At 62.3% G+C, this 22,596-nt stretch carries 18 protein-coding genes; 14 read left to right on the forward strand and 4 right to left on the reverse strand.

Annotated elements, in window-relative coordinates; translation table 11 throughout:
- The first annotated feature begins 59 nt into the window (after nucleotides 1–59).
- Nucleotides 60–851: a lysophospholipid acyltransferase family protein gene (locus tag RQH14_RS17445; protein ID WP_311214400.1), complete on the forward strand. Its 792-nt coding sequence runs from the start codon at nucleotides 60–62 to the stop codon at nucleotides 849–851.
- Between the two features lie 66 nt (nucleotides 852–917).
- On the forward strand, nucleotides 918–2,321 hold the full coding sequence (locus RQH14_RS17450; protein WP_311214401.1) for a class II 3-deoxy-7-phosphoheptulonate synthase: 1,404 nt from the start codon (nucleotides 918–920) through the stop codon (nucleotides 2,319–2,321).
- Nucleotides 2,322–2,399: 78 nt separating this feature from the next.
- Here RQH14_RS17450 and pknB read toward each other — a convergent pair whose 3' ends face one another.
- Both pknB and RQH14_RS17460 read right to left on the reverse strand, forming a co-directional pair.
- Nucleotides 2,400–4,463: a Stk1 family PASTA domain-containing Ser/Thr kinase gene (gene pknB / locus RQH14_RS17455; RefSeq protein WP_311214402.1), complete on the reverse strand. Its 2,064-nt coding sequence runs from the start codon at nucleotides 4,461–4,463 to the stop codon at nucleotides 2,400–2,402.
- Nucleotides 4,464–4,550: 87 nt separating this feature from the next.
- Entirely contained in the window at nucleotides 4,551–5,891 is a 1,341-nt protein-coding gene (locus RQH14_RS17460; RefSeq protein WP_311214403.1) for a LysM peptidoglycan-binding domain-containing protein, read from the reverse strand.
- Between the two features lie 254 nt (nucleotides 5,892–6,145).
- On the opposite strand from RQH14_RS17460, the gene RQH14_RS17465 reads away from it, so the two are divergent.
- Nucleotides 6,146–6,499, forward strand: coding sequence for an Rv2175c family DNA-binding protein (locus tag RQH14_RS17465; RefSeq protein ID WP_311214404.1), 354 nt, complete (start codon nucleotides 6,146–6,148; stop codon nucleotides 6,497–6,499).
- 136 nt (nucleotides 6,500–6,635) lie between these two features.
- Here the strand turns inward: RQH14_RS17465 and RQH14_RS17470 are convergent, their stop codons facing one another.
- Nucleotides 6,636–7,730, reverse strand: a complete 1,095-nt coding sequence (locus tag RQH14_RS17470; RefSeq protein WP_311214405.1) for a polyprenyl synthetase family protein — start codon at nucleotides 7,728–7,730, stop codon at nucleotides 6,636–6,638.
- Nucleotides 7,727–8,299, reverse strand: coding sequence for a hypothetical protein (locus RQH14_RS17475; RefSeq protein ID WP_311214406.1), 573 nt, complete (start codon nucleotides 8,297–8,299; stop codon nucleotides 7,727–7,729). Before RQH14_RS17475 ends, RQH14_RS17470 begins: the two co-directional genes overlap by 4 nt.
- Nucleotides 8,300–8,371: 72 nt before the next feature.
- Here RQH14_RS17475 and dinB point away from each other — a divergent pair, with 72 nt between their 5' ends.
- From dinB to murD, 11 genes are all read left to right on the forward strand, one after another.
- Nucleotides 8,372–9,634, forward strand: a complete 1,263-nt coding sequence (gene dinB, locus RQH14_RS17480; RefSeq protein WP_311214407.1) for a DNA polymerase IV — start codon at nucleotides 8,372–8,374, stop codon at nucleotides 9,632–9,634.
- Between the two features lie 240 nt (nucleotides 9,635–9,874).
- Nucleotides 9,875–10,243, forward strand: coding sequence for a DUF3040 domain-containing protein (locus tag RQH14_RS17485; protein ID WP_311214408.1), 369 nt, complete (start codon nucleotides 9,875–9,877; stop codon nucleotides 10,241–10,243).
- Between the two features lie 1,048 nt (nucleotides 10,244–11,291).
- On the forward strand, nucleotides 11,292–12,182 hold the full coding sequence (locus RQH14_RS17490; protein WP_311214448.1) for a reverse transcriptase domain-containing protein: 891 nt from the start codon (nucleotides 11,292–11,294) through the stop codon (nucleotides 12,180–12,182).
- Nucleotides 12,183–12,584: 402 nt separating this feature from the next.
- On the forward strand, nucleotides 12,585–13,016 hold the full coding sequence (mraZ, locus tag RQH14_RS17495) for a division/cell wall cluster transcriptional repressor MraZ (protein ID WP_018779285.1): 432 nt from the start codon (nucleotides 12,585–12,587) through the stop codon (nucleotides 13,014–13,016).
- 167 nt (nucleotides 13,017–13,183) lie between these two features.
- Complete coding sequence (gene rsmH, locus RQH14_RS17500; protein ID WP_311214409.1) at nucleotides 13,184–14,182, forward strand: 16S rRNA (cytosine(1402)-N(4))-methyltransferase RsmH; 999 nt, start codon at nucleotides 13,184–13,186, stop codon at nucleotides 14,180–14,182.
- Nucleotides 14,179–14,841, forward strand: coding sequence for a hypothetical protein (locus tag RQH14_RS17505; protein ID WP_311214410.1), 663 nt, complete (start codon nucleotides 14,179–14,181; stop codon nucleotides 14,839–14,841). Before rsmH ends, RQH14_RS17505 begins: the two co-directional genes overlap by 4 nt.
- Before the next feature lie 42 nt (nucleotides 14,842–14,883).
- Nucleotides 14,884–16,680 carry a penicillin-binding protein 2 gene (locus RQH14_RS17510; RefSeq protein WP_311214411.1) on the forward strand — a complete coding sequence of 599 codons (1,797 nt, stop codon included), beginning with the start codon at nucleotides 14,884–14,886 and terminating at the stop codon, nucleotides 16,678–16,680.
- Nucleotides 16,681–16,782: 102 nt separating this feature from the next.
- On the forward strand, nucleotides 16,783–18,420 hold the full coding sequence (locus RQH14_RS17515) for a UDP-N-acetylmuramoyl-L-alanyl-D-glutamate--2,6-diaminopimelate ligase (RefSeq protein WP_311214412.1): 1,638 nt from the start codon (nucleotides 16,783–16,785) through the stop codon (nucleotides 18,418–18,420).
- Nucleotides 18,421–18,426: 6 nt separating this feature from the next.
- On the forward strand, nucleotides 18,427–19,917 hold the full coding sequence (gene murF, locus RQH14_RS17520) for a UDP-N-acetylmuramoyl-tripeptide--D-alanyl-D-alanine ligase (RefSeq protein WP_311214413.1): 1,491 nt from the start codon (nucleotides 18,427–18,429) through the stop codon (nucleotides 19,915–19,917).
- The gene (gene mraY / locus RQH14_RS17525) at nucleotides 19,914–21,023 is read left to right on the forward strand and encodes a phospho-N-acetylmuramoyl-pentapeptide-transferase (RefSeq protein WP_089594499.1); all 1,110 of its coding nucleotides are present in this window, start codon (nucleotides 19,914–19,916) and stop codon (nucleotides 21,021–21,023) included. The genes murF and mraY overlap by 4 nt, the downstream gene beginning before the upstream one ends.
- Nucleotides 21,005–22,594, forward strand: coding sequence for a UDP-N-acetylmuramoyl-L-alanine--D-glutamate ligase (gene murD / locus RQH14_RS17530; protein ID WP_311214414.1), 1,590 nt, complete (start codon nucleotides 21,005–21,007; stop codon nucleotides 22,592–22,594). Before mraY ends, murD begins: the two co-directional genes overlap by 19 nt.
- Nucleotides 22,595–22,596: the final 2 nt, after the last annotated feature.

The raw sequence follows: 22,596 nt of genomic DNA on the forward strand, positions 1-22,596 counted from the left end.
AGTTGAGTGCCGGCCGGGTTGCCGGAAGCATGCCAACCGTCGGCCGTGGGAGGACAACCGTGTTCTATTGGGTCATGAAAAGGATCTTCCTGGGTCCAATCCTCAAACTCCTGTTCAGGCCATGGGTCAAGGGCCTGGACAACGTCCCTGAAAGCGGCGCCGCAATCCTGGCGTCCAACCACCTGTCTTTTTCGGACTCCATCTTCCTGCCTCTGATGGTGCACCGGCCGGTGATCTTCCTGGCCAAGTCCGAGTACTTCACCGGCAAAGGCTTCAAGGGGCGGCTAACGGCGCTGTTCTTCAGGCTGAGCAACCAGCTCCCCATGGACCGTTCCGGAGGGGCGGCGTCCGAGATGTCGTTGCAGGCCGGCAAGGATGTCCTCGCCTCCGGGGGCCTGCTGGGAATTTACCCTGAAGGCACCCGCAGCCCTGACGCCCGGCTCTACCGCGGCAAGGTGGGTGTAGCGCGGCTCGCACTGCAAACGCGGGTCCCGGTGGTGCCGGTCGCCATGATCGGGACGGAGAAAGTCCAGCCCATCGGTAAGCGGCTGCCCAGCATCCGCCGGGTTGGCATCATCTTTGGACAACCCCTGGACTTCAGCCGCTACTACGGCCTAGAGGACGACCGCCTGGTCCAGCGGGCTGTGACGGACGAAATCATGTACGCCTTGATGCGTCTCTCCGGCCAGGAATACGTTGATGAGTACGCCGCCGTGGTCAAGGCCCAGCTGGCCGGCAAGGGCCCGGAGCCTGTCCACCAGCTCGAGGTGACGGAGGAGGCCACCGAAGACATTGCGGAGGACAGGGATGAACCGGGGGCCGGCGGGGACGGGGCGTCACGGAAACTGTGACGCGGGCGGCAGCATCGGTTACGGCCACTGTCCCGCAACCTTGCCGGAGGCTACTACTCTTGAAGGGTGACTGAGCTAACCGCGAACACCGCATCCCCCACAGCAGATCCCCTCGCCAGCACCGCCCAAAGCGGGGCTGCGAACTATCCCGGGCTCGACGCCTGGCGGGACCTGCCGATTTCCCAGCAGCCCACTTGGTCCGACGCCGGCGTTTTCGAGGCTTCCGTCAAGGAACTTTCCGTGGTGCCGCCGCTGGTTTTCGCCGGGGAAGTGGACGTTCTCCGCGAGCGTCTGGCCGCTGCGGCACAGGGCAAGGCCTTCCTCCTGCAGGGCGGCGACTGCGCCGAGACGTTTGAGGCCGCCACCGCGGACAAGATCAGCGCCCGCGTCAAGACCATCCTGCAGATGGCGGTGGTGCTCACCTATGGTGCTGCCATGCCCGTCATCAAGATGGGCCGCATGGCAGGCCAGTTTGCCAAGCCGCGCTCGTCCAATGACGAGACCCGCGACGGCGTGACGCTTCCGGCCTACCGCGGCGACATCGTCAATGGCTACGACTTCACCCCGGAGTCCCGCGCCCATGACGCAGGCCGCATGCTGAAGGCTTACCACACCTCTGCTTCCACACTGAACCTCATCCGTGCGTTCACCCAGGGTGGCTTCGCGGACTTGCGGCTCGTTCACCAGTGGAACAAGGGCTTCACAGAAAACCCGGCGCACGCCCGCTATGAATCGCTGGCACGCGATATTGACCGTGCCATCAGCTTCATGGACTCCTGCGGTGCCGACTTCGAGGCCCTGAAGCGGGTCGAGTTCTTTGCCAGCCACGAAGCGTTGCTGCTCGACTACGAGCGTGCCCTGACCCGCATCGATTCACGCACCGGCCTGCCTTATGACACGTCTTCACACTTCCTGTGGATCGGCGAGCGGACCCGTGAACTGGACCATGCCCATGTCGATTTCCTCTCCCGTGTCCGGAACCCGATCGGCGTCAAGCTTGGCCCCACCACCAGCGGTGACGATGCTTTGCGCCTGATCGACAAACTGGACCCCAACCGCGAACCGGGCCGCCTGACGTTCATCACGCGCATGGGCGCCACCAACATCCGCGAGAAGCTGCCCGCCGTCGTCGAGCGCGTCACGGCCTCGGGTGCGCAGGTGCTGTGGGTCACCGATCCCATGCACGGCAACACCGTCACGTCGCCGAACGGCTACAAGACGCGCAACTTCGACGACGTCATTGATGAGGTCCGCGGCTTCTTCGAGGTCCACCATTCGTTGGGTACTGTCCCCGGCGGCCTTCACGTCGAAATGACCGGTGACGACGTCGCCGAGTGCTTGGGCGGTGCCGATCCCATCGACCAGGACGCTTTCCTGGACCGTTACGAGTCAGTGTGCGATCCCCGCCTGAACCACATGCAGTCCCTCGAGATGGCCTTCCTGGTGGCAGGAGCCCTCTCCAAGCAGTAGGCAATGCATCAAAAAGGCGCGGCCCGGATTCATCCGGGCCGCGCCTTTTTCATGTATTCAGGTAACTGTAGTGGAATGCTAGACGACAGTCAGCGTGACAACGGAGTCTTCCGGCACTTCAGTATTGACGGGGCTTTGGTCACGGACGGTTCCGAAGAATCCGCCGAGGATCTTGTTGATCTCGACCTTGAACCCAAGCTTCTTCAACTCCCTTTCAGCTTCGTCGGCCTGTTTGCCAATGAAGCTGGGAACCTTCACCATCTTGGGCCCCTTGGATACGGTCAGCGTCACGGACCCGCCTCGGATGAGAGTGCCGTTGGCCGGGGCCTGGGAGACCACGGCGCCCTTGGGGACCGACTTGTCGTTGACGGTCTCCGGAGCTATCACTGCTTTGAGCCCGGCGTCCTGGAGGGCCTTGACTGCGGCGTCCTGCGCCATGCCGCGGACGTCCGGCACTGGAATCGGCTGCGGACCCTTGGAAACCACCAGCGCCACGGGGGTCCCGTGCCGCACTTCTTTGCCCTTGGCTGGGTCCTGGGAAATCACGACGCCGGCAGGAACCTTCTCGTCAAAGGCTTCGGTGACGTTCCCCAGGGCCATTTCAGCGGCATTGAGTGCCGTCTTGGCCTCGTCCAGGGTGCCGCCGGTCAATCCCGGCAGCGCGAAGAGCTGGGCCCCTTTGGAGACGAAAAGGGTGATGGGCTGGAACTTCCGCACCTCAGCACCGGATTCCGGCTCCGTTCCGACCGCGAGTCCGGCAAGGATGTCGTCGTCGAAGACATCGCGTGGCTCCGATTGGAAACCCGCAGTACGGAGAAGCTGCTGTGCCTCCGCGACGGTCTTGTTCTTGACGTCGGGTACGGTCCCGGGTGAGCCCGGCCCCATGCCGAAGAACCACCCGGCGGCTGCCGCGAGCATCGCCAGAATGATGATCACGACGGTCCAGATCACACCACGGCGGCGGGGATTGCCTTCCCTGAGGGGGCGGACAGGGGTCGCCGCAGCGCGTGCGCGGTCCTTGGTCTGTTGCCTTTCGAGCCTCTTCAGCTCACGCTTGCCGGGCTGGCGAAGATCCTGGTCAGCGTCCATGCCTGCCGCTGCCTGGGAGTGCTGAAGGGCAGAACCGCCGGCGGCCATGATGGTGGTCGGGTTGCTCTGGTGGCTGATGAACTCGGTGGGTGAGGCAGTGGTTGCCAGCGCTTCCGTGGGATTCCCGGCGCCGCTACCGGTCGCGGTGGTTGCGGGCGCGGCAGGGTAGGGGGCGGGTCCTGGGTTTTGCCGGTGGTCCAACTGCTCGTCGGTCAGTGTGGTTCGGATGTGGCGGAGTTCGGCCAGGAGGGCAGTGCCGTCCACGGGCCTGTTTTCTGCATCGGCTGCCGTGCACCACTGCACCAGTTCGTCAAGGTCTTCGGCCAGTCCGGGAACAACGTCCGAGGGGCGGCCCACCACTGCGTTGACGTGCTGGTAGGCCACCTGGATGGGGGAGTCGCCGGCGTAGGGCTGCTTGCCGGTCAGCATTTCGTACAGCATGATGCCCGCCGAGTAGATGTCGCTGCGGGCATCTGCGGGTTGCCCGAGTACCAGTTCGGGTGCCAGATAGGCCACGGTGCCGATCAGGGCGCCGGTACTGGTGTTGGCTGAGACCGCCCGGGCCAGGCCAAAATCGCCCACCTTGATCCTGCCGTCGTCGGCGATCAGGACGTTCTCGGGTTTGATATCCCGGTGGATCAAGCCGGAGCCGTGGGCGGCGGCCAGTCCTTCTATCACGGGATCAATCAGTGCCAAGGCAAGCCTCGGCGCCAGGACGCCTTGCTCGGTGAGGACGTCGCGGAGGGTGTGGCCCTTGACGTATTCCATGACCAGGTAAGCGATGTGTCCGTCTTCGCCTTGGTCCAGGACGCCCACAATGTGGGGGTGGGAAAGGCTGGCGGCGGCTTTTGCTTCGCGGCTCAGCCGCTGCAGGAAGGTGGGATCGTTTGCCAGGTGTGGGTGCAGGACTTTGAGGGCCACGTCGCGCTCAAGGCGCTGGTCCGTGGCCAGGTAGACGGTGGACATTCCGCCCTTGGCGAGGCGGGAACGGACCAGGTAGCGGCCGTCCACCATAGTCCCAATGAAGTGGTCCTGCGTTGGTTCTTGCACCATACGATCCTAAACGAGGCAGGGAAGGGGCCCGAATCCACATTGGTTTGGCCAATGGGATCCGGGCCCCTTCAGAGGTGCTGCTGAAGCCTAGCCGAACGTGCGCTGGCGGGCCTTGATCGATTCGACGTAACGCTTGGTGTCGTCGTACATGCCGTACTTACTGACTGAGTACTGGCCCTGGTAGTAACCGGCAATCGCGGTGTCCAGGTCCTTGCTCGTGGCAATCAGTGCGCGGATGATCGCGACACCTGCTGTGGCGTTGTCGTACGGGTCCAAAAGGTTCAGCTTGCGACCCACCAGGTCCGAGGCCCACTGGCCGGACGACGGAATGACCTGCATGGTGCCGATGGCGTTGGCAGGTGATACCGCCCGCTGGTCAAAGCCGGATTCCTGTTCCGCGAAAGCAAGTGCCAGGGAGGGGCTGACACCCATGCGCCTGGCCGTATCTGCCACGATGCTCTTCATTTCGGCCCGGCTGGGCACCGGCGACGCATTGAGGAGGGCCTTGTTCTCGTTGGCCGAGCTCACCACAGCCGCCGGGTAGGTGAAGCCCAGGAAGGTGCTGGGAACCAGCGGCTTGGTCTCACCGGCCGGCTGAAGTCCGGGGCCTGGGATGCTGAGCTTCTGGCCCGGGTAGATGACCGTGGTGGCAGAGACCTTGTTGGCGGTCATCAGCGCGCTCAGGGAGACGCCGTGGCGTGAGGCGATGGAGCTGAGGGTATCGCCGGCCTTGATGGTGTAGGAACCTGTGCTGGCCAAGGGGGCAGGCGAGGGCGCAGGGGCCGGCGCGGGAGCAGCGGGCGTGGAGGGTGCGGAACCGCCGCTGATCTTGATCTTCTGGCCCGGATAGATGATGGAGCTTCCATTGAGGTTGTTCCAGCTGAAAATGCTGGACAGGGGCACGCCATGCTTGGCGGCAATCGCGCCCAGGGTGTCACCGGAGACCACTGTGTAGATGGTGGCGTTGCTTGGGGCGCTCGGAGCCGCCGGCGCGGAGGGCTGGGCCGGCGCGGGCGTGGCCGCGCCCGTGAGTTTGATGGTCTGGCCCGGGTAGATCAACGTGGTGGCCGCGAGCTTGTTCAACTGGAGGACCGCAGCGGTGTCCAGATTGAAGCGGCGGGCGATCGCGCTGATGGTGTCGCCACGAACGATCGTGTACGTATCCGGAACCGAAGGGGCCATGGGGCGCAAAGCTGCGGGCAGCGTGGCCGCAACAGCCTGTGCGGGAATGACGGTGCCGGCATTGACGGCTTGCGCCTTCATTGCTGCAGCAAGCGTGGCCGGGACTTTGCGGGGCTGGGGTGCCGGGGAAGCCATGGTGGGCTGGGCCAGGGCAAGCGAGGACAAGACCACGGCGGGAAGCGCAGCCGTGGTTGCCGCGATGACCGGCAGGCTCATGGTTCGTTTCGGCGAGCGGGGCGTCGTCATGAAAGTGTCCTCATCTCAACAGCGGGTGTTGGGTGGCGCTGTTGTCAGTGTTGCCAATGTTACTGATGTTATCAATGGTGCAAGTGTGATCAGTGTGAATCTCTCACACTTATTCAATCGACACAACAATTCCTGTCGTTCGGGATTATGGGGACGGAATTATTGCCAATGAAATGGCGATTTAAAGCCGTTTGCCGGAAACCGCCGTCGAACCCGGCTAGGCGCCGGGCAGTGTGGCATGGCAACCTTGTTCCGTGAGTAATGTAGAAAGCCTTGTTTCCGACTGGCTCCCGCTGCCGGATGTCTCCGAGCTGCTGGAAGTTTCCATCACCAAAGTCCACGGACTTTTGGATGAACGTGCACTGGTAGCCATCAGGCGGGGAGAACGGAATATCCGCTCAGTCCCGGCCTTGTTTATCCAGGATGGGCATGTTGTTGACAGCTTGAAGGGAACCATTGCGGTTCTCAGCGATGCCGGCTACAACGACGAAGAGTTGATCATCTGGCTCTTCACCCCGGATGAATCACTCCGCGGCCGTCCCATCGACGCCCTGCGTGAGGGACGAAAAACGGAAATCAGGCGTCGCGCCCAGTCTCTGGCCTGGTAATAGTGCCGCCCCGGCTGGAGAAGTCCGCCGGGAACTGAATTAAAACGACGACGACGGCGGGTTCCCCCGCCGTCGTCGCGTCATGTCCTTTCGGAGCCGGTCCCCACCCGCTGAACCGCCCTGAAGATGCCGGGCGCTATGCTGCCCGGCTGACGGCGGCCTCGGCCAATTGCCTCAATGCTGTGAGCGGTACGTCATCGAGTGGCAGGCGTTCCAGCGCTTCAAAGGCCTGGTCGCTCAGCGCGGCAATTCGGGATTCCGTGGCATCCAGAGCGCCGCAATGCACCATGATGCGGCGGATACGAGCTACATCGTCGTCGCCCAGGTCCGGATTACCCAGCATTCGATCAAGGTATTCCGCTTCCTCGGCGGTCGCCTGGTTCAAGGCAAATCCAACAAGGACAGTGCGCTTGCCTTCCAACAAATCATCGCCTGCCGGTTTGCCGGTGGTCTCGGGATCGCCAAAGACTCCAAGGACATCGTCCCGCATTTGGAAAGCCTCACCGAGGGGCAAGGAAAACTCCGAGTACTTCTTCAGCAGCCCCGAAGGGGCGCCGGCAAGTGCTCCGCCCAATGCCAGCGGATGTTCCGTGGAGTACTTCGCTGATTTGTAGCGGATGATCGATTGTGCGCGATCCACCGAGCCGGCCCGGTCGCGAACAGGGCCGGCCACCTCCTCAAGGATGTCGAGGTACTGGCCGGCCATGACCTCGGCCCTCATGACATTGAAAATGCGGCGCGCGGGGGTTCCCGCCGCGGCCCTGATGCCGATTTCGGTAAAAGACTCCTCGCTGAAGGACAAGCAGAGGTCTCCCGTCAGAATGGCGGCGGCATCCCCAAAACGCCCGCTGTCCAGAGCCCAGCCATTCATCTCATGGAGTTGGCTGAAGCGTTTGTGCACGCTGGGTCCACCGCGGCGGGTATCGGATCGGTCAATAATGTCGTCGTGGATCAGGGCCGCTGCCTGGAACAGTTCCAGCGCGCAACCGGCAGTAACGATGTCAGGGTCTCCGGAGTGTCCGCCTGCGCCCCTCCAGCCCCAGTAGCACATCAGTGCACGAAGGCGTTTGCCGCCAGTGACGAGGTTGGAAATTGATCCGATCAGAGGTTCGACGTCCGGGGACACCGTAGCCATGACTTCCTGTTGCTCTGACAGGAAGTCTCCCAGCTTGCCCGCAACGCCGCTGATGAATTCCGTCTGTTCGGACGCCACTTGGGAAAATGCCGTCACTTGATGGACCCGGACGCCACGTTGGCGCCAACGGTGAAGGTGGACACGCCTTCCTTCTGCCGTATTGACACGTTCACGGTCTCGCCGTCGCCCCTGATGAAGTCCAGTGAGGTGACGTTGCCCACGGCTTCAGGGCCAGGAACAAGCTTAAAACCCTGCGCTTCCAGGGACGTCTTGTAGTAGTCCACCACGCCCTCCGGCGGGGCCTTGACGGTTCCGACCAGCGCGACAGTGGCCAGCGAGGTGCCCTTGTCAAAGCTGCTGGAACGGACGGAAGTCTTGGGCATGACGGGGATCAGCTGCTCAGGGAAGCCCGGAACAAGGGCGTTTACCGTTGCCGTTGCGCCGGGCGCCGGGGTGGCCGGCTCCGTCGCCGTTGCAGTCTCCGGCGCGGAGGCGGAGGCGGACCCTGAGGCGCCTGACGTGGACGGTGACGCCTGGGATGAAGAATCCGTGGGGGAGGGGGCGGCCGAGCCTCCAGGCGACGGTGTGCATGCCGAGGCCGCTACGGCGAGACTTGCTGCGAGCAGGGCAAACCCTCGCGATCGAGGAGTTCCAAAGAGCTTCACAGGGTATCCTTCCGGGGGCTGAGCCTGACAGTGCCTCCAGTTTAGTCAGTGGCCGGGCATAGTATTGCCGATGTGAGGCAGGAAGCATTCGGCAGCGGCCCAGGGGCTGGCCATGAACCCTCCCGCAGCGCTGGTGATGCCCTGCGGGAACTGAGGCGAACCAGCATACTCCACGTCGACATGGACGCGTTCTTCGTCTCCGTTGAACTCCGCAGCCGCCCCGATCTTCGGGGAAAACCCGTCATTGTCGGATTTCCCGCCGAACGGTCAGTGGTGCTCTCTGCTTCCTACGAGGCCCGGGCCACCGGAGTGAAGTCCGCGATGCCGATGTCCATAGCCATGAGACGCTGTCCCTCCGCTGTGATCATCAACCCGCGGCACACGGTGTATTACGAAGTGTCCGGCCAGATCATGGAGATCTTTGCCTCCATTACGGATCTGGTGGAACCCCTCAGCGTCGACGAAGCCTTCCTCGATGTTGGCGGCGCGATTCGCCGGCTCGGTCCGCCCTTGGACATCGGCCACCTCATTCGGCGACGGGTCCAATCGGAACTTGGCATTACGGCATCCGTGGGAATTGCAAGCACCAAATTCGTGGCCAAGATCGCGTCCACCCGGTGCAAGCCCGACGGCATCCTTCAGATCAACGCCGAGGACACCCTTGGGTATCTCCACAGCCTCCCTGTCAACGCATTGTGGGGCGTGGGTGGAAAGACCGGTGAAGTGCTTGCCCGGCTCGGCATACGCACCGTGGCAGATGTGGCTGCCACCCCCTTGGCCTCCTTGAAAAAGGTCCTGGGGGCCAGCGGCGAACACGTCCACCGACTCTCCATGGGGGTCGATCCGCGACCGGTGACCCCCACAAGGCTGGAGAAGAGCATCGGAGCGGAGGAAACGTTCTCCAACGACACCGGAGATGATGCCCTCTTGCACAAGGAACTGCTGCGCCTTTCGCACCGAACGGCGGGCCGGTTGCGGAGTTCAGGCATGCTGGCCAGGACCGTCGCCTTGAAGCTGAGGTACTCGGACTTTTCGACCGTCACGAGGAGCCGGACCGTCCACGCCCCGGTGGACAGCGCCCAGATGATCTACCAAGTGGCTGTGCAACTGCTGGAGTCCCTGGGCCCGCGGTCCATGAGTGTCCGCCTCGTAGGGGTACGGGCCGAGCAGCTCGAGCCTGCCGGACAGACGTCCCTGCAGCTGAGCCTGGATCGCCGGGACGACAATTGGAGGGCAGCGGAGCAGGCATTGGACCGCGTTTCTGAACGTTTCGGTTCCAAGACGCTTCTCCCTGCGAGGCTCCTGGAACCGGGAAAGCCCCCCACGGGTACGTGATCAGCTGTGAGCTTGGTCCCGCTGGGCCCCAGGCGTCTTTCAGAACGGCGTCGGACAAACTATCCTATTTATTACAGAGATTTAGATCGTCTGGACAAACTGTTTCCTGAACAGTCGGCCCTGAGATGCCCGCTGAACCACGAGGGAATTTTGGGAACGATTTTCTTGGTCCGATCGTTGTGGGAAACAGACGCACAGAAAGCGTTATGTCCAGACGCTGGCTGACTAAAGGAGGTCGCGATGCCCCTCTCGGAGCACGAACAGAAGCTGCTTGAGCAACTGGAAAAGCAACTTCATGAGGACGATCCGAAGTTTGCCAGCACCATGGGCTCGGATCCCATTCGCAGTTGGTCAACCCGGCATGTGATTATCGGCGTGCTCGGCGCCATTGCCGGCATCCTCCTCCTGCTCGTGGGAGTGTCGATGCAGGCGATACCTGTGGGTGTCTTCGGCTTCGTCGTCATGGGTGCTGGCGTTTACTTCGCCACGCTGCGCGGAGCAGCCTTTGGCAAAGCCGGCAAAGGCAAGCCCGCAAAGGGCAAACCCAAGAGTTCGTTCATGAGCAGCCTGGAAGAGCGCTGGGACGAGCGGCGCCGCGACGATTCCTAAGCGTTCGTTCCACTTTCCACCGGCTGTGCCGGCCACCCTGCTTCACGCACGTCCCTGACGCTTCATCGGGGATATCGAAAGACCCGCAAACTGCGGGTCTTTTTGCGTTGTACGCCCAGCATGGGCATTTGCTTGGAGGTGTGAGTCCTCTGAAGGAGAAGGTGGTTTAACTTCTAGCCAATGGCAACTGCGTCATCGTGAGGTGGGGTGGGAAGGAAGCCGGAGGCAAATCCCTGCACCGAGGGACACGAACCGCATAGAAGGCATGCTGGTTGGGGTAAGCCAGCAACGGATGGTGAAGCCCGTTCCACCGAAACGGCCAGTGTGTAAATGCGGCGGCGGCAGGGTGAAAGTGAATGTTCTTATCTGGGGAGATCTGTCCCAGTGCGTCACTTGTTTGTTGGGTGGAGCGGTGCGGCTCTAAGGGCCGTCACTGATGGGGCAGGAGTCAGCTGAGGTCATAGTACCGGCGGGAATCTTCATGATTGCCGGGAAGGGCTGAACGCTGGGAATTGATGGTTTGAAGCGGTGCTTCTCGTGTGTTCCACAAGAATCGCAGCCAACCCACGGGAGTGGTGGGACAGAGAGTGAAGGAGCGAACGGTGAATCCGGGATGGCCCCTGTCTGTGCGTAGTGAGGACCCGGCGGGTATCGGGGAGAACATCAGGGATGCATCGGACCGGTGGGAGGAAGTATTCTCCCGACGGAATCTGATGATCGCGTTGAAGCGTGTTGAGCGTAACCGGGGTGCTGCCGGTGCTGACGGGTTGCGCACGGAGGAACTCCGTGCGTGGTGCTTAGGGCACTGGGCAGAAACGCGGGAGGCGTTGGACGCGGGTACTTATGCGCCGGGCCCGGTTCGTCAGGTGATGATTCCCAAATCTGACGGCGGGGAACGGAAGCTGGGGGTACCGTCCGTGCTGGATCGTTTGATCCAGCAGGCAGTCGCGCAAGTCCTGTCTCCGGTCTTTGATCCGGGGTTCGTGCCGGTCTCGTATGGGTTCCGGCCGGCAAGAGCGCTCACGATGCGGTGAAGGTTGCCAGGACGGTGATCGGTCAAGGGTATCGGTGGGTGGTCGAGGTTGATCTGGATGCGTTCTTTGACCGGGTGAACCACGACGTGCTGATGGCCAGGGTTGCGCGGAAAGTGAAAGACAAGCGGCTCTTGAAGCTGATTCGGCGCTATCTCGAAGCGAGAATCATGGCTGATGGGGTGCGGCAACCGACGCAGGAGGGAACCCCGCAGGGGTCACCTTTGTCGCCGTTGCTGTCGAACATCATGCTGGACGATTTTGATCAGGAGTTCTGGGCTCGGGGGCACCGCTTCGTGCGGTATGCCGATGACATCAGGGTCTTTGTGAAGTCCAAGAGAGCCGCGGAACGGGTGCTGGACCAGGGCACGAAAGTTCTGGAGAAGGACCTGAAATTGAGGGTCAACCGGCAGAAGTCCACGATCAACCCGGCAAACGTAGCTACATTGCTGGGTTTCGGGTTCTACTTCGTCAAGGGCGGGGTGAAGACCCGGATCGCTCCGAAGGCGTTCAAACGCATGAAGGACCGCATCAGGGAACTGACCTCGCGCAAATGGAGCATCTCCATGGCTGACCGCATCCAACAACTGAACCGCTACATCCGGGGATGGATGGGCTACTTCCGGCTGTCACAGACACCGAAGAAGTTCGCCGCCCTCGATAAATGGTTCAGACGAAGGATGCGCCAAATCCGCTGGAAGGAATGGAAACTCCCGCGAACTCGGGTGGCAAATCTGCGGCGTCTTGGGATCAGGCCGGACCTGGCCTACCAATGGGGCAACAGCAGCCGAGCCTACTGGCGGGTCGCGAAGTCGCCCATTCTTCACAGAGCCCTGCCAGCCGAGTACTGGGCAGGGCACGGCCTCATTTTCTTTCGCGCTGCGTGGGATCGCTTTCAAACGACCTAGCGAACCGCCGTATGCGAGGCCCGCACGTACGGTGGTGTGAGAGGTGGGACGGGAAACCCGTCCCACCTACTCGATTAACCACGTGTGGGGGCAGTCCTCCACTTCCCACCCCCGGACCCACTTTCCACCACTAAACACCGGCAAACTGCGTCGATGTCCGGAGTGAATGCCTGGACCCCCTTCTGCACACCGACGCGCCGAACCGCTGGGGCGATCACCCCTCCACTTCCCGCCACGGGCCTGAAAGCCGCGCCATTTCGGTCATCTTAAAACTCAAGGTGGTGGAGAAACGCCCCATACTGCGTTGACTGTGGGGCTTTGTGGAGTAAAGTGGAGCGCATAAGAGGGTAGTGGCAGTGTTGGGAATGAACGGGCACCTTAACTGAGGGGCGGTGGGGCCAGATGTTTCTGGGCACTCACTCGCCGCGTCTCGATGAAAAGGGCAGGATCATCCTTCCCGCAAAGTTCCGTGAGGAGCTTGCGGAGGGGCTGGTCCTCACCAGGGGCCAGGAACGCTGCATCTACGTCTTCAGCCAGAAAGAATTCGAACGTATTCACGAATCGATGCGGGAGGCGCCACTGTCTTCCAAGCAGGCCCGTGACTACATTCGCGTTTTCCTGTCTGGAGCCTCTGATGAAGTACCTGACAAGCAGGGGCGCGTGACGATTCCGCCGGCGCTCCGGGCGTATGCAGGCCTCGGTAGGGAACTGGCCGTGATCGGTGCCGGTACCCGGGCGGAGATCTGGGATGCCGATGCCTGGAATGAGTACCTCAACGAGAAGGAAGCAGCCTTCTCGGAAACGGATGACGACAATCTGCCCGGATTCATCTAGCCGGTCGGAGGAAGCAGCATTACCGCTTCTTGAATGGGATCTCCAGCCGCCCATCGAACAGTCTTCCTGGCTCAACTTCCCCTGAGCCAGGCCGGCCGAACGATAGGCGCGGATGGGGATCCGATTCAAGAAACAACAGGCAAGCGATTGAGGAAAGAGGAGGCAGCGTGGAAGAGCAGGACGCGGCAAAGCCCACATCGGAGCGCCACGTACCCGTCCTCAAAGACCGCTGCATCAATCTGCTCGCCCCCGGCTTCGAAGCTGCCATGAAACGTGGAGCGACCCCGGTTGCCATTGACGCGACCCTGGGTATGGGAGGTCACTCCGAAGCCATGTTGCAGCGTTTTCCGGACCTGCACCTGGTCGGCATTGACCGCGACGAGGAAGCCCTTGCCTTGGCCGGCGCACGCCTGGAGCCCTTTTCGAACCGGACGGACCTGGTTCACGCCGTCTATGACGAAATCGAAGACGTCCTGGCAGATCTGGGGATCCCGGAGGTCCACGGCATCCTCATGGATCTGGGCGTGTCATCGCTGCAGCTGGATGAGCGCGAGCGTGGTTTCGCCTACTCCTACGACGCCCCCCTGGACATGCGGATGGACACCAGCCGCGGCCAGACGGCTGCCGATGTAGTCAACAACTACAGCGAAGACGAGCTGGTACGGATTATTCGTAAATGGGGCGAAGAGAAGTTTGCCGGGCGTATCGCCAACAGGATCGTGAATTCACGAACAGAGAAGCCTTTTGCAACCACCGGCGAACTCGTGGAGCAGATCCGCAGTGTTGTCCCCGCCGCAGCCGCGAAGAGCGGTGGCCATCCCGCTAAACGCACGTTCCAGGCGTTGCGGATTGAGGTCAATGAGGAACTGGATGTTCTGGAACGGGCCGTTCCTGCAGCCGTTGCCTCTACGGCCATGGGGGGCCGGATTGTAGTGATGTCATATCACTCGCTGGAGGACAAGATTGTGAAGTCGGTTTTCCAGACCGGATCCAAATCCTCAGCCCCACTTGGTTTCCCCGTGGAACTTGAAGAACACAAACCCGAACTAAAGACCATCACCAAGGGCACGGAAGTGCCTACGGCAGCAGAAATCGCTGAGAATCCCCGCGCGGCGTCCGCCCGTTTGAGGGCAGTAGAGCGCATCAAACCGAGGAGAGACGCATGAGCAACGCCGCAGCGAAGACACTGCCCTCCGTGGTGGGCAATACCGCCCGTGCGCTGCCCGCTCCTGCCGGAAAGCCCGACGCCGGACGCAAGGCCCGCACTCCGCTCTCCCTGGTGCGCACCGCTCCGGGCAAACGCCGGACACCTTTCGTGGTCCTCTGCTTCGTGGCCATGGCAGCCGCCCTCCTGACCGTACTTGTCCTGAACATCTCAGTTTCCACTGCCCAGTACCAACTGGTGCAGCTCAAGGCTGAGGCAGCCACCCTGAACAAGGAAAACCAGGACCTGACACAGAAGAAGCAGAATTTCGAAGCTCCCCAGAATCTGTCGGCAAAGGCTGCAGAATTGGGGATGGTTCCTTCCACTGTCAAGGGACAGATTGATCTGAATACGATGACCGTCACCGGAAAGGCAACGCCGGCAGTTAAGGGAGATGCTCCTTTGGCCCAACTTGCTCCTCCGGCCGTCGCGGGGATGCTGGACGTGGTTCCCTCGGTGACAACCAAGGATCCGCTGGAGAACCTCAAACCGGTAACACCGGTGGCACCGGCCACTCCAGCGGCGCCTGCTGCAACCACCGCACCACCGGCAGCCGCACCGCCGGTTGAACTCAACGGGGGATCAGTCCCGGCCCCCCAGCAGAAGGCACCCGGGCAGTAATCCATCAGTCCACTGAAGCTAGGCCAGCAGCAAGGAATCAACGTGGCTCAGAACCCCGGCACATCGAAAAAAACGAAGACGCCGGCGGCAAAAAAGCGGCTGCGTGTTGGTCTTGGCATCATGCTGACCCTGCTCCTGGTTGTGGGTGGGAAGCTCTTCATGGTCCAGGGCCTGGACATGGGAGGAATGGCCGAAGCCGCACTGGCGAAGCGCCTCACTCCCCAGGTCCTGCCGGCAGAGCGCGGACAGATTGTGGACGCGAATGGAACTGTGTTGGCCAGCAGCGTCATCCGCTACAACCTGGTGGTCGATCAGGTCTTGAATACGAACACAGCCTCTTTCAAGCGCTATAACGAGAAGACCGACGAGATAGAGACCATTACCAGGGACCAGGGCATCTCGGAGCTTGCTACGCTCCTGGGGTCTGACGTGGAGAAGATCCGTGAGGCCCTGACCGGTGAGAAGAAGTACTTCGTGGTCGCCAAGGACATCAAGCCCGAACTTGAAGACCGCATCTCCAAACTGAACATCCCGGGAGTGGTCCCTGAAGGCGTCAGCAAGCGCGTGTACCCCAACGGCAGCGTTGCCGGTGGCGTGGTGGGTTTCCTCCAGGACGGGATCACTGGACAAGCGGGCATCGAGCAAACCCAGGACGAGATCCTTCGCGGTGTTGAAGGGAAGCGGGTCTTTGAGATCGGCGCTGACGGCCTGAGGATTCCGGTGGCCACCGATGAACTGACTCCGGCCGTGGACGGCAGCGACGTCAAGCTGACCATCAACACCGACATCCAGTACTTCGCCCAGCAGGCCATCCAAAGCCAGGTGAACAAGATGAACGCGGAGTGGGGGTCCATCATTGTGATGGACACCAAGACCGGCAATCTGGTGGCCTTGGCTGATACCAACGCCCCGGATCCCAACGATCCTGGAAAAGTGGACGCCAAGGATCGGGGCGTGCGCTCCGTGACGGCAGCCTACGAACCCGGGTCAGTGCAAAAGATGATCACCGCAGCAGCTGTCATCGAGGAAGGCAAGTCCTTCCCCTTGGATCACTTCACCATTCCAACGGCCTACACCATCGACGGACAGACGTTTACGGATGCCTTTGAGCACGGTACGGAGGAACGCACCCTGGCGGGCATCCTGGGATGGTCCATGAACACCGGAACCGTCATGGCAGGCAGCAGGTTGACCAAGGAACAGCGCTACGACTGGCTGAAGAAATTCGGCATTGGAGAGCAGACGGACATCGGGTTGCCGGCTGAAGCCACGGGCATCCTCGCCAAGCCTGAGCAGTGGGACGAACGGCAGCAATATACGGTGCTGTTCGGCCAAGGCGTTTCCCAATCCACCCTCCAGACAGTCCGGGCGTTCCAAAGCATCGCCAACGACGGCGTGATGCTGCAGCCCAGGCTTATTGACAGCTACGTCACCCCCGAGGGGGAGGAACAGAAGGTTGCCGCCAAGGATTCGCGCCAGGTGGTGTCCAAGGACACCGCGCAGCAGGTCCGGGACATTCTCGAGAGTGCCGTGACCGAGGGGCAGATCAAGGACGCGGCCATCGATGGCTACCGGGTTGGTGCCAAGACGGGAACCTCCCAGGCGCCCCGTGAAGACGGTTTGCCCGGCTTCGACGGCTATACCGCCTCGATGGTGGGCATGGCACCGATGGACGACCCGCGTTTCATCGTCGAAGTGGTCCTGCAGCGTCCCAAGGGAAACATCTACGGCGTCACCAACGGGCCGGTGTTCCGATCGGTGATGGCGCAGGTACTGCGGACCTATAACGTGGCTCCTTCCACGGGAACTCCCGCGCGCCTGCCCCAGTTCGTCAAGTAAGCTTCTTGGGCGTCTGTTTCGGCCAAAATTCGATCCACCACTAACGGCCCGGGCGCCGCTGGCCCCCAGCCGGTCGTTCCACGAGCACCAACGGAGAACCACGTGTCAGAGCACAATGAGGCAGCCAACAACGTCACGACGCCGGATGCAGGCCGGTCCGGCTTTCGCCCCGGGTCTGTGGCAGCGGTGCCTTTGGCCACCATTGCGGAGGTCCTTGGCGTTGCTGCCCCGGAGGGATTCCAGTCCGGGGGAGTAACGGGTATCACGCTCAACTCCAGGGCTGTGGAACCCGGTGATCTCTATATGGCTTTGCCGGGGGCTTCGCGCCACGGTGCCGACTTCGTTCCCCAGGCAGTTGCGGCCGGTGCAGTCGCGGTGGTGACGGACGACGACGGGGCGCGCCAGCTTGCGCTGGCCGGCGAACAGCCGGTGCCTGTCCTGATCATTGACGAGCCGCGCACGGCGGTGGGTCCTTTGGCAGCCCTGATCTACCGCAGCCAGCCGGCCGAGGGTGGTTACCCGACGCTCTACGGTGTCACCGGGACCAACGGCAAGACAACCACCACCTACTTCATCAACTCGCTGCTGCGGGCCCTGGGCAAGAAGCCGGGGCTCATTGGCACCATCGAGATCGTGGCGGGCGGCGAACCGATCCCCAGCCTGCTGACCACACCGGAGTCCACAGACGTCCACGCCCTGCTGGCTTTGATGCGGGAACGAGGCTTGGAGGCTGCCTCCATGGAAGTGTCATCCCATGCGATCTCCTACCGACGTGTGGATGGTGTGATGTTCGACGTCGCGGGCTTCACCAACCTCACCCAGGACCACCTGGACCTGCATGGGAGCATGGAGGAGTACTTCCGCACCAAGGCAGATCTTTTCACCGCAGGCAGGGCCCGGCACGCCGTTGTCACCGTGGACGACGAATGGGGACGCAAGCTCGCGGAGGCAGCCGGCATCCCTGTCACAACCCTCTCGGCCAAAGACTCCAACACCGTCGCTGACTGGCATGTCGCGGAGGTCTCCGCACGAGGACTCGGCTCGGAGTTTGAACTCCGGCACGTCGGTGGACGCGCCCTGCGCGTCCATACGGGTCTGCCCGGGGACTTCAACGTCGCAAATGCAGCCCTTGCAGCCGTCATGGTCCTGGCCTCCGGCGTCGATGAGCAGACTCTGCAGGCAGCGTTGGATGCCCACGATCCTTTTACCGTTGGTGTTCCGGGACGAATGCAGTTGGTGTCGACCGAACCGGCGGCCGTTGTTGATTTTGCCCACAATCCCGATGCTTTGGCGCGTGCCCTGGAGGCCGTGCGTTCCCCCCAGGAGGGCTCCAGGGTCATCGTGGTCTTCGGCGCCACTGGCCAGCGCGATCAAGGTAAGCGGCCCACCATGGGTGCCATTGCCGCGCGCCTGGCTGACGTAGTGATTGTCAGCGATGACGATCCCCATGACGAAGATGCCGGCTCCATCCGCGCCGAGGTCCTGCAGGGCGCCCACGCGGCGCGCGATGCCGAGGGTCTGTCCAGCGAGATCATCGAGTCCTACCCCAGGGACGCGGCGATCCGGCTGGCCGTGGAGATGGCCACAGTCAGCGACACCATCCTGATAGCCGGACGTGGCCACGAAGTGTGGCAAGAGGTCAAAGGCGTCAACCTGGCGCTGGACGACAGGGTGGAATTGCGCGCCGCCTTGACATCCAAGGGATTCAGCGTTTCAACGGACCAGCGGATAGAGTCCTAAACCGAGATGATTGCACTTACTGCGGCGGAGATCGCCGACATCACCCATGGCCGATTGACCGGAGCTCCCGACGTCGTGCCCACCTCCGTCGTCACTGATTCACGGGAAGCGACACCCGGTTCCCTGTACGTGGCCAAGCCCGGCGAGCACGCCGACGGCCACGACTTCGTTGATGCCGCGTTCGAGCGCGGCGCCGTACTGGTCCTCGCCGAACGTGAAGTGGCCGATGCCGCCGGAAGCCCTTTCCCCGCCGTCGTGGTTGACGACGCGGTCTTGGCCATGGGCGCGCTGGCAGCGGAGAGCGTCCGGCGCATCCGGGCTGAACGTGCGCAGCGTGGCGAGGACTTTACCGTCATCGGCATCACGGGCTCGGCCGGCAAGACCACCACCAAGGATCTCCTCGCCGGAGTGCTGACGGAGGCCGGCAAGACGGTGGCCCCGCAGGGTTCCTATAACGGTGAGGTGGGTGTGCCGCTGACGGTTTTCGCCGCTGACGCAGACACCCGGTACCTGGTCATCGAGATGGGCGCCACTGGATTGGGCCACATCAAGTACCTTGCGGACATGGTCAAGCCGGACATCGGCGTTGTCCTGGTAGTGGGCACGGCGCACGCAGGTGAATTCGGCGGCGTCGAAAACATCGCCCAAACCAAGGGCGAACTCGTTGAAGCCCTCAGCGAGCACGGCACAGCGGTCATCAACCTGGACGACGGCCGCGTTGCAGCCATGCGCAGCAGGACCAAGGCCAAGGTCCTGGGCTTCACGTCGTCACCGGCGACTACCGAGGAAGTCGAAGCCCGCAACGTAGTGGTCAATGACCAAGGGTTCCCGGAATTTGATCTTGTACTGCCCGACGGCGGGCCTGCCGTCGAGGTGCGAAGCCGCCTGATCGGTGGTCACCATGTGACCAATCTGTTGGCCTCCGCGGCAGCCGCGTTTGCCGCAGGCATCCCGGCCGCCGCTGTTGCCGCCTCCTTGAGCTCACAGTCTGCGGCCAGCCGCTGGCGCATGGAGCGGACGGAACGCGCGGACGGCGTGACCATCATCAATGATGCCTACAATGCCAATCCCGAATCGATGCGGGCAGCGCTGCGGACCCTTGCAGACCTCGGGCAAGGCAGGAGGACCTGGGCGGTCCTTGGGGCCATGCTTGAACTGGGGGAGGACTCCATCCGCGAGCACACCGCAGTGGGCACGCAGGTGGTCCGCTTGAACATTTCACGGCTGGTGGTGGTGGGACGCGAAGCACGTGCCCTCTACGTCTCAGCCATCCAGGAAGGATCCTGGGGTGACGAATGTTCGTTCACCGAGACAGTGGAAGAAGCCTACGAGCTCCTTCAGAACGAGCTTGAACCCGGTGACCTGGTGCTGTTCAAGTCCTCCAACGGAGTGGGGCTGCGGCATTTGGGTGATCGGATAGCATTACCTCCACGGGCCGAGCCCACCGGAGACAACGCGGCTGAAGCGGCCGCAAGCGAAGGGAACGAGCTGCTGTGATTGCACTTTTGATCGGCGCCGGCGTCGCCCTTCTGGTGGCCCTGATTGGGACACCCCTGTTCATCAAGTTCCTCGTGGCCAAGAGCTACGGGCAATTCATCCGGGACGACGGTCCGACGTCCCACCACACCAAACGCGGCACCCCCACCATGGGCGGAACTGTGGTGGTGGCGGCCGTCCTCATCAGCTACTTCGTGACCCACCTGATCATGTGGATGATGAACCCCCGCTCCCCGGGGCCATCGGCGTCCGGGCTCCTGCTGCTGTTCCTCATGGTGGGCATGGGTTTTGTGGGCTTCCTGGATGACTACATCAAGATTTCCAACAAGCGAAGCCTGGGCCTGAACGCCCGCGCCAAGCTGATCCTCCAGGCAGCGGTGGGGATCATCTTCGCTGTCCTGGTATTGCAGTTCCCCAACGAGGACGGCTTGCGCCCGGCATCCACCCAGATCTCGTTGGTTCGCGACATCCCCTGGCTGGACCTCGCTTTTGGGGGAACCGTGCTCGGTGCGATCCTCTTCATCGTGTGGTCCAACCTGATCATCACCGCGGCCACGAACGGCGTGAACCTGACTGACGGCCTGGATGGTCTGGCCGCGGGTGCCTCCATTATGGTCTTCGGGGCGTACACGATCATGGGGATCTGGCAGAACAACCAGGCCTGCGGATCGCCGCGTGAAGCGGGCAGTGGCTGTTACCAGGTCCGGGACCCCATGGACCTTGCCCTGCTGGCAGCGATCCTCAGTGCCGCCCTGGTGGGCTTCCTGTGGTGGAACACGTCACCGGCCAAGATTTTCATGGGTGACACGGGGTCCTTGGCGATCGGCGGCGCAGTTGCGGCCTTCGCCATCCTGTCCCGCACTGAACTGTTGCTGGCCTTCATCGGTGGGCTCTTTGTCCTGATCACCCTTTCGGTCATCATCCAGGTGGGCTTCTTCAAGCTCAGCGGCGGCAAACGTGTCTTCAAGATGGCGCCGCTCCAACACCACTTCGAACTGAAGGGCTGGGCGGAAGTCACCGTGGTGGTCCGTTTCTGGATCCTCGCCGGCCTCTTCGTGGCCGCCGGCCTTGGAATTTTCTACGCTGAATGGGTGGTACTGCTGTGAACGGAAGCCCGGAGACAACGCCGTCCGCCGTGGACAGGCTCAACGGACTTACAAGCTGGGACGCTGACTGGAGCGGCCTGCGGGTGGTGGTAACGGGAATCGGCGTGTCCGGCTTCTCGGCTGCTGACACCCTGATCGAGCTTGGAGCCAAGGTAGTGGTGGTTGATGCGGCCACCACACCCAAGGCCAAAGCCCAAGCAGACACCCTGAAAATTGTTGGCGCGGTGGATGTGTTGCTGGGGGAAGATGCCGTCAGTGCCTTGCCGTTGATCGATGATTCTCAGCCTGAACTCGTTGTTACCTCGCCGGGATGGCGGCCCGACCAAGCGTTGCTCGCTGCCGCCAAGCGCAAGCACATCCCCGTCTGGGGAGATGTAGAACTGGCCTGGCGACTCCGCGTCCGCGAGGGACGCAAGACGGCGGATTGGCTCACCATTACCGGTACCAACGGCAAGACCACCACCGTGGGCATGACCGAATCCATGCTGCAGGCGGCGGGGCTCAAGGCCATCGCCGTAGGCAACGTGGGAACCCCCATCCTCGATGCGCTGCGCGATCCGGTGGACTACGACGCCTTTGCTGTTGAGCTCTCCAGCTTCCAACTCCACTGGAGCCACTCCTTGTCACCTGTGGCCAGCGTGTGCCTCAACGTCGCTGAGGACCACGTGGACTGGCACGGATCGTATGCCTCCTACCTTGCGGACAAGGCCAAGGTGTATGAGAACACCCAGAAGGCTGCCGTCTACAACGCGGAGCAAATCGAAACCGAACGCATGGTGGAAAATGCCGATGTGGTGGAGGGGTGCCGTGCCATTGGCTTCACCACCAACACACCTGCCATCAGCATGCTGGGTGTGGTGGACGGACTGCTGGTTGACCGTGCCTTCATTGCCGAGCGCAAAGACTCCGCAGCGGAGTTGGCCGCGATGTCCGACCTCGGGCCCGTGGCGCCGCGGCACATGGTGGCCAACGCGCTGGCAGCCGCTGCGTTGGTCCGCGCTTACGGGATTGAGCCGGCAGCGGTGAAGCAGGGCCTGGTCAACTACCTGCCCGGCGCCCATCGCATCCAATTGGTGGCCAAGCAGAACGAGGTTCTGTGGATCAATGACTCCAAAGCCACCAACCCCCATGCTGCGTCCGCTGCGTTGTCTTCCTTCCAGCAGGTTGTGTGGATAGCGGGAGGACTGTCCAAGGGAGTCAACTATGACGACCTTGTCAAAGAACATGCGCCCCGACTGAAAGCTGTTGTGCTCATCGGTACCGATACCGAGGCGCTGGAAGGCTCCCTCCAGCGACACGCACCGGATGTCCCCGTGATAGCGCAGGCGAAGGGCGACACTGAAAAAGTGCAGACCGTAGCCGGCAATGCCGCTTCGCCCATCTACGGCGAGGCCATCATGGCCCAGGCCGTGGCGTCGGCGGCCCAACTGGCCATGCCAGGGGACACCGTCCTGATGGCACCCGCGGCTGCATCCATGGATCAGTTCTCTTCCTACGCTCACCGCGGCGATGCTTTCGTCCAGGCAGTTCGCGAGCTTGTGGAAGGGCAGGCACCGACCACCGAGGAGTAACA

It is taken from the genome of Arthrobacter sp. WCS2018Hpa-7, from assembly GCF_031843805.1.
In the GTDB taxonomy this organism is placed as follows: Bacteria; Actinomycetota; Actinomycetes; order Actinomycetales; family Micrococcaceae; genus Arthrobacter.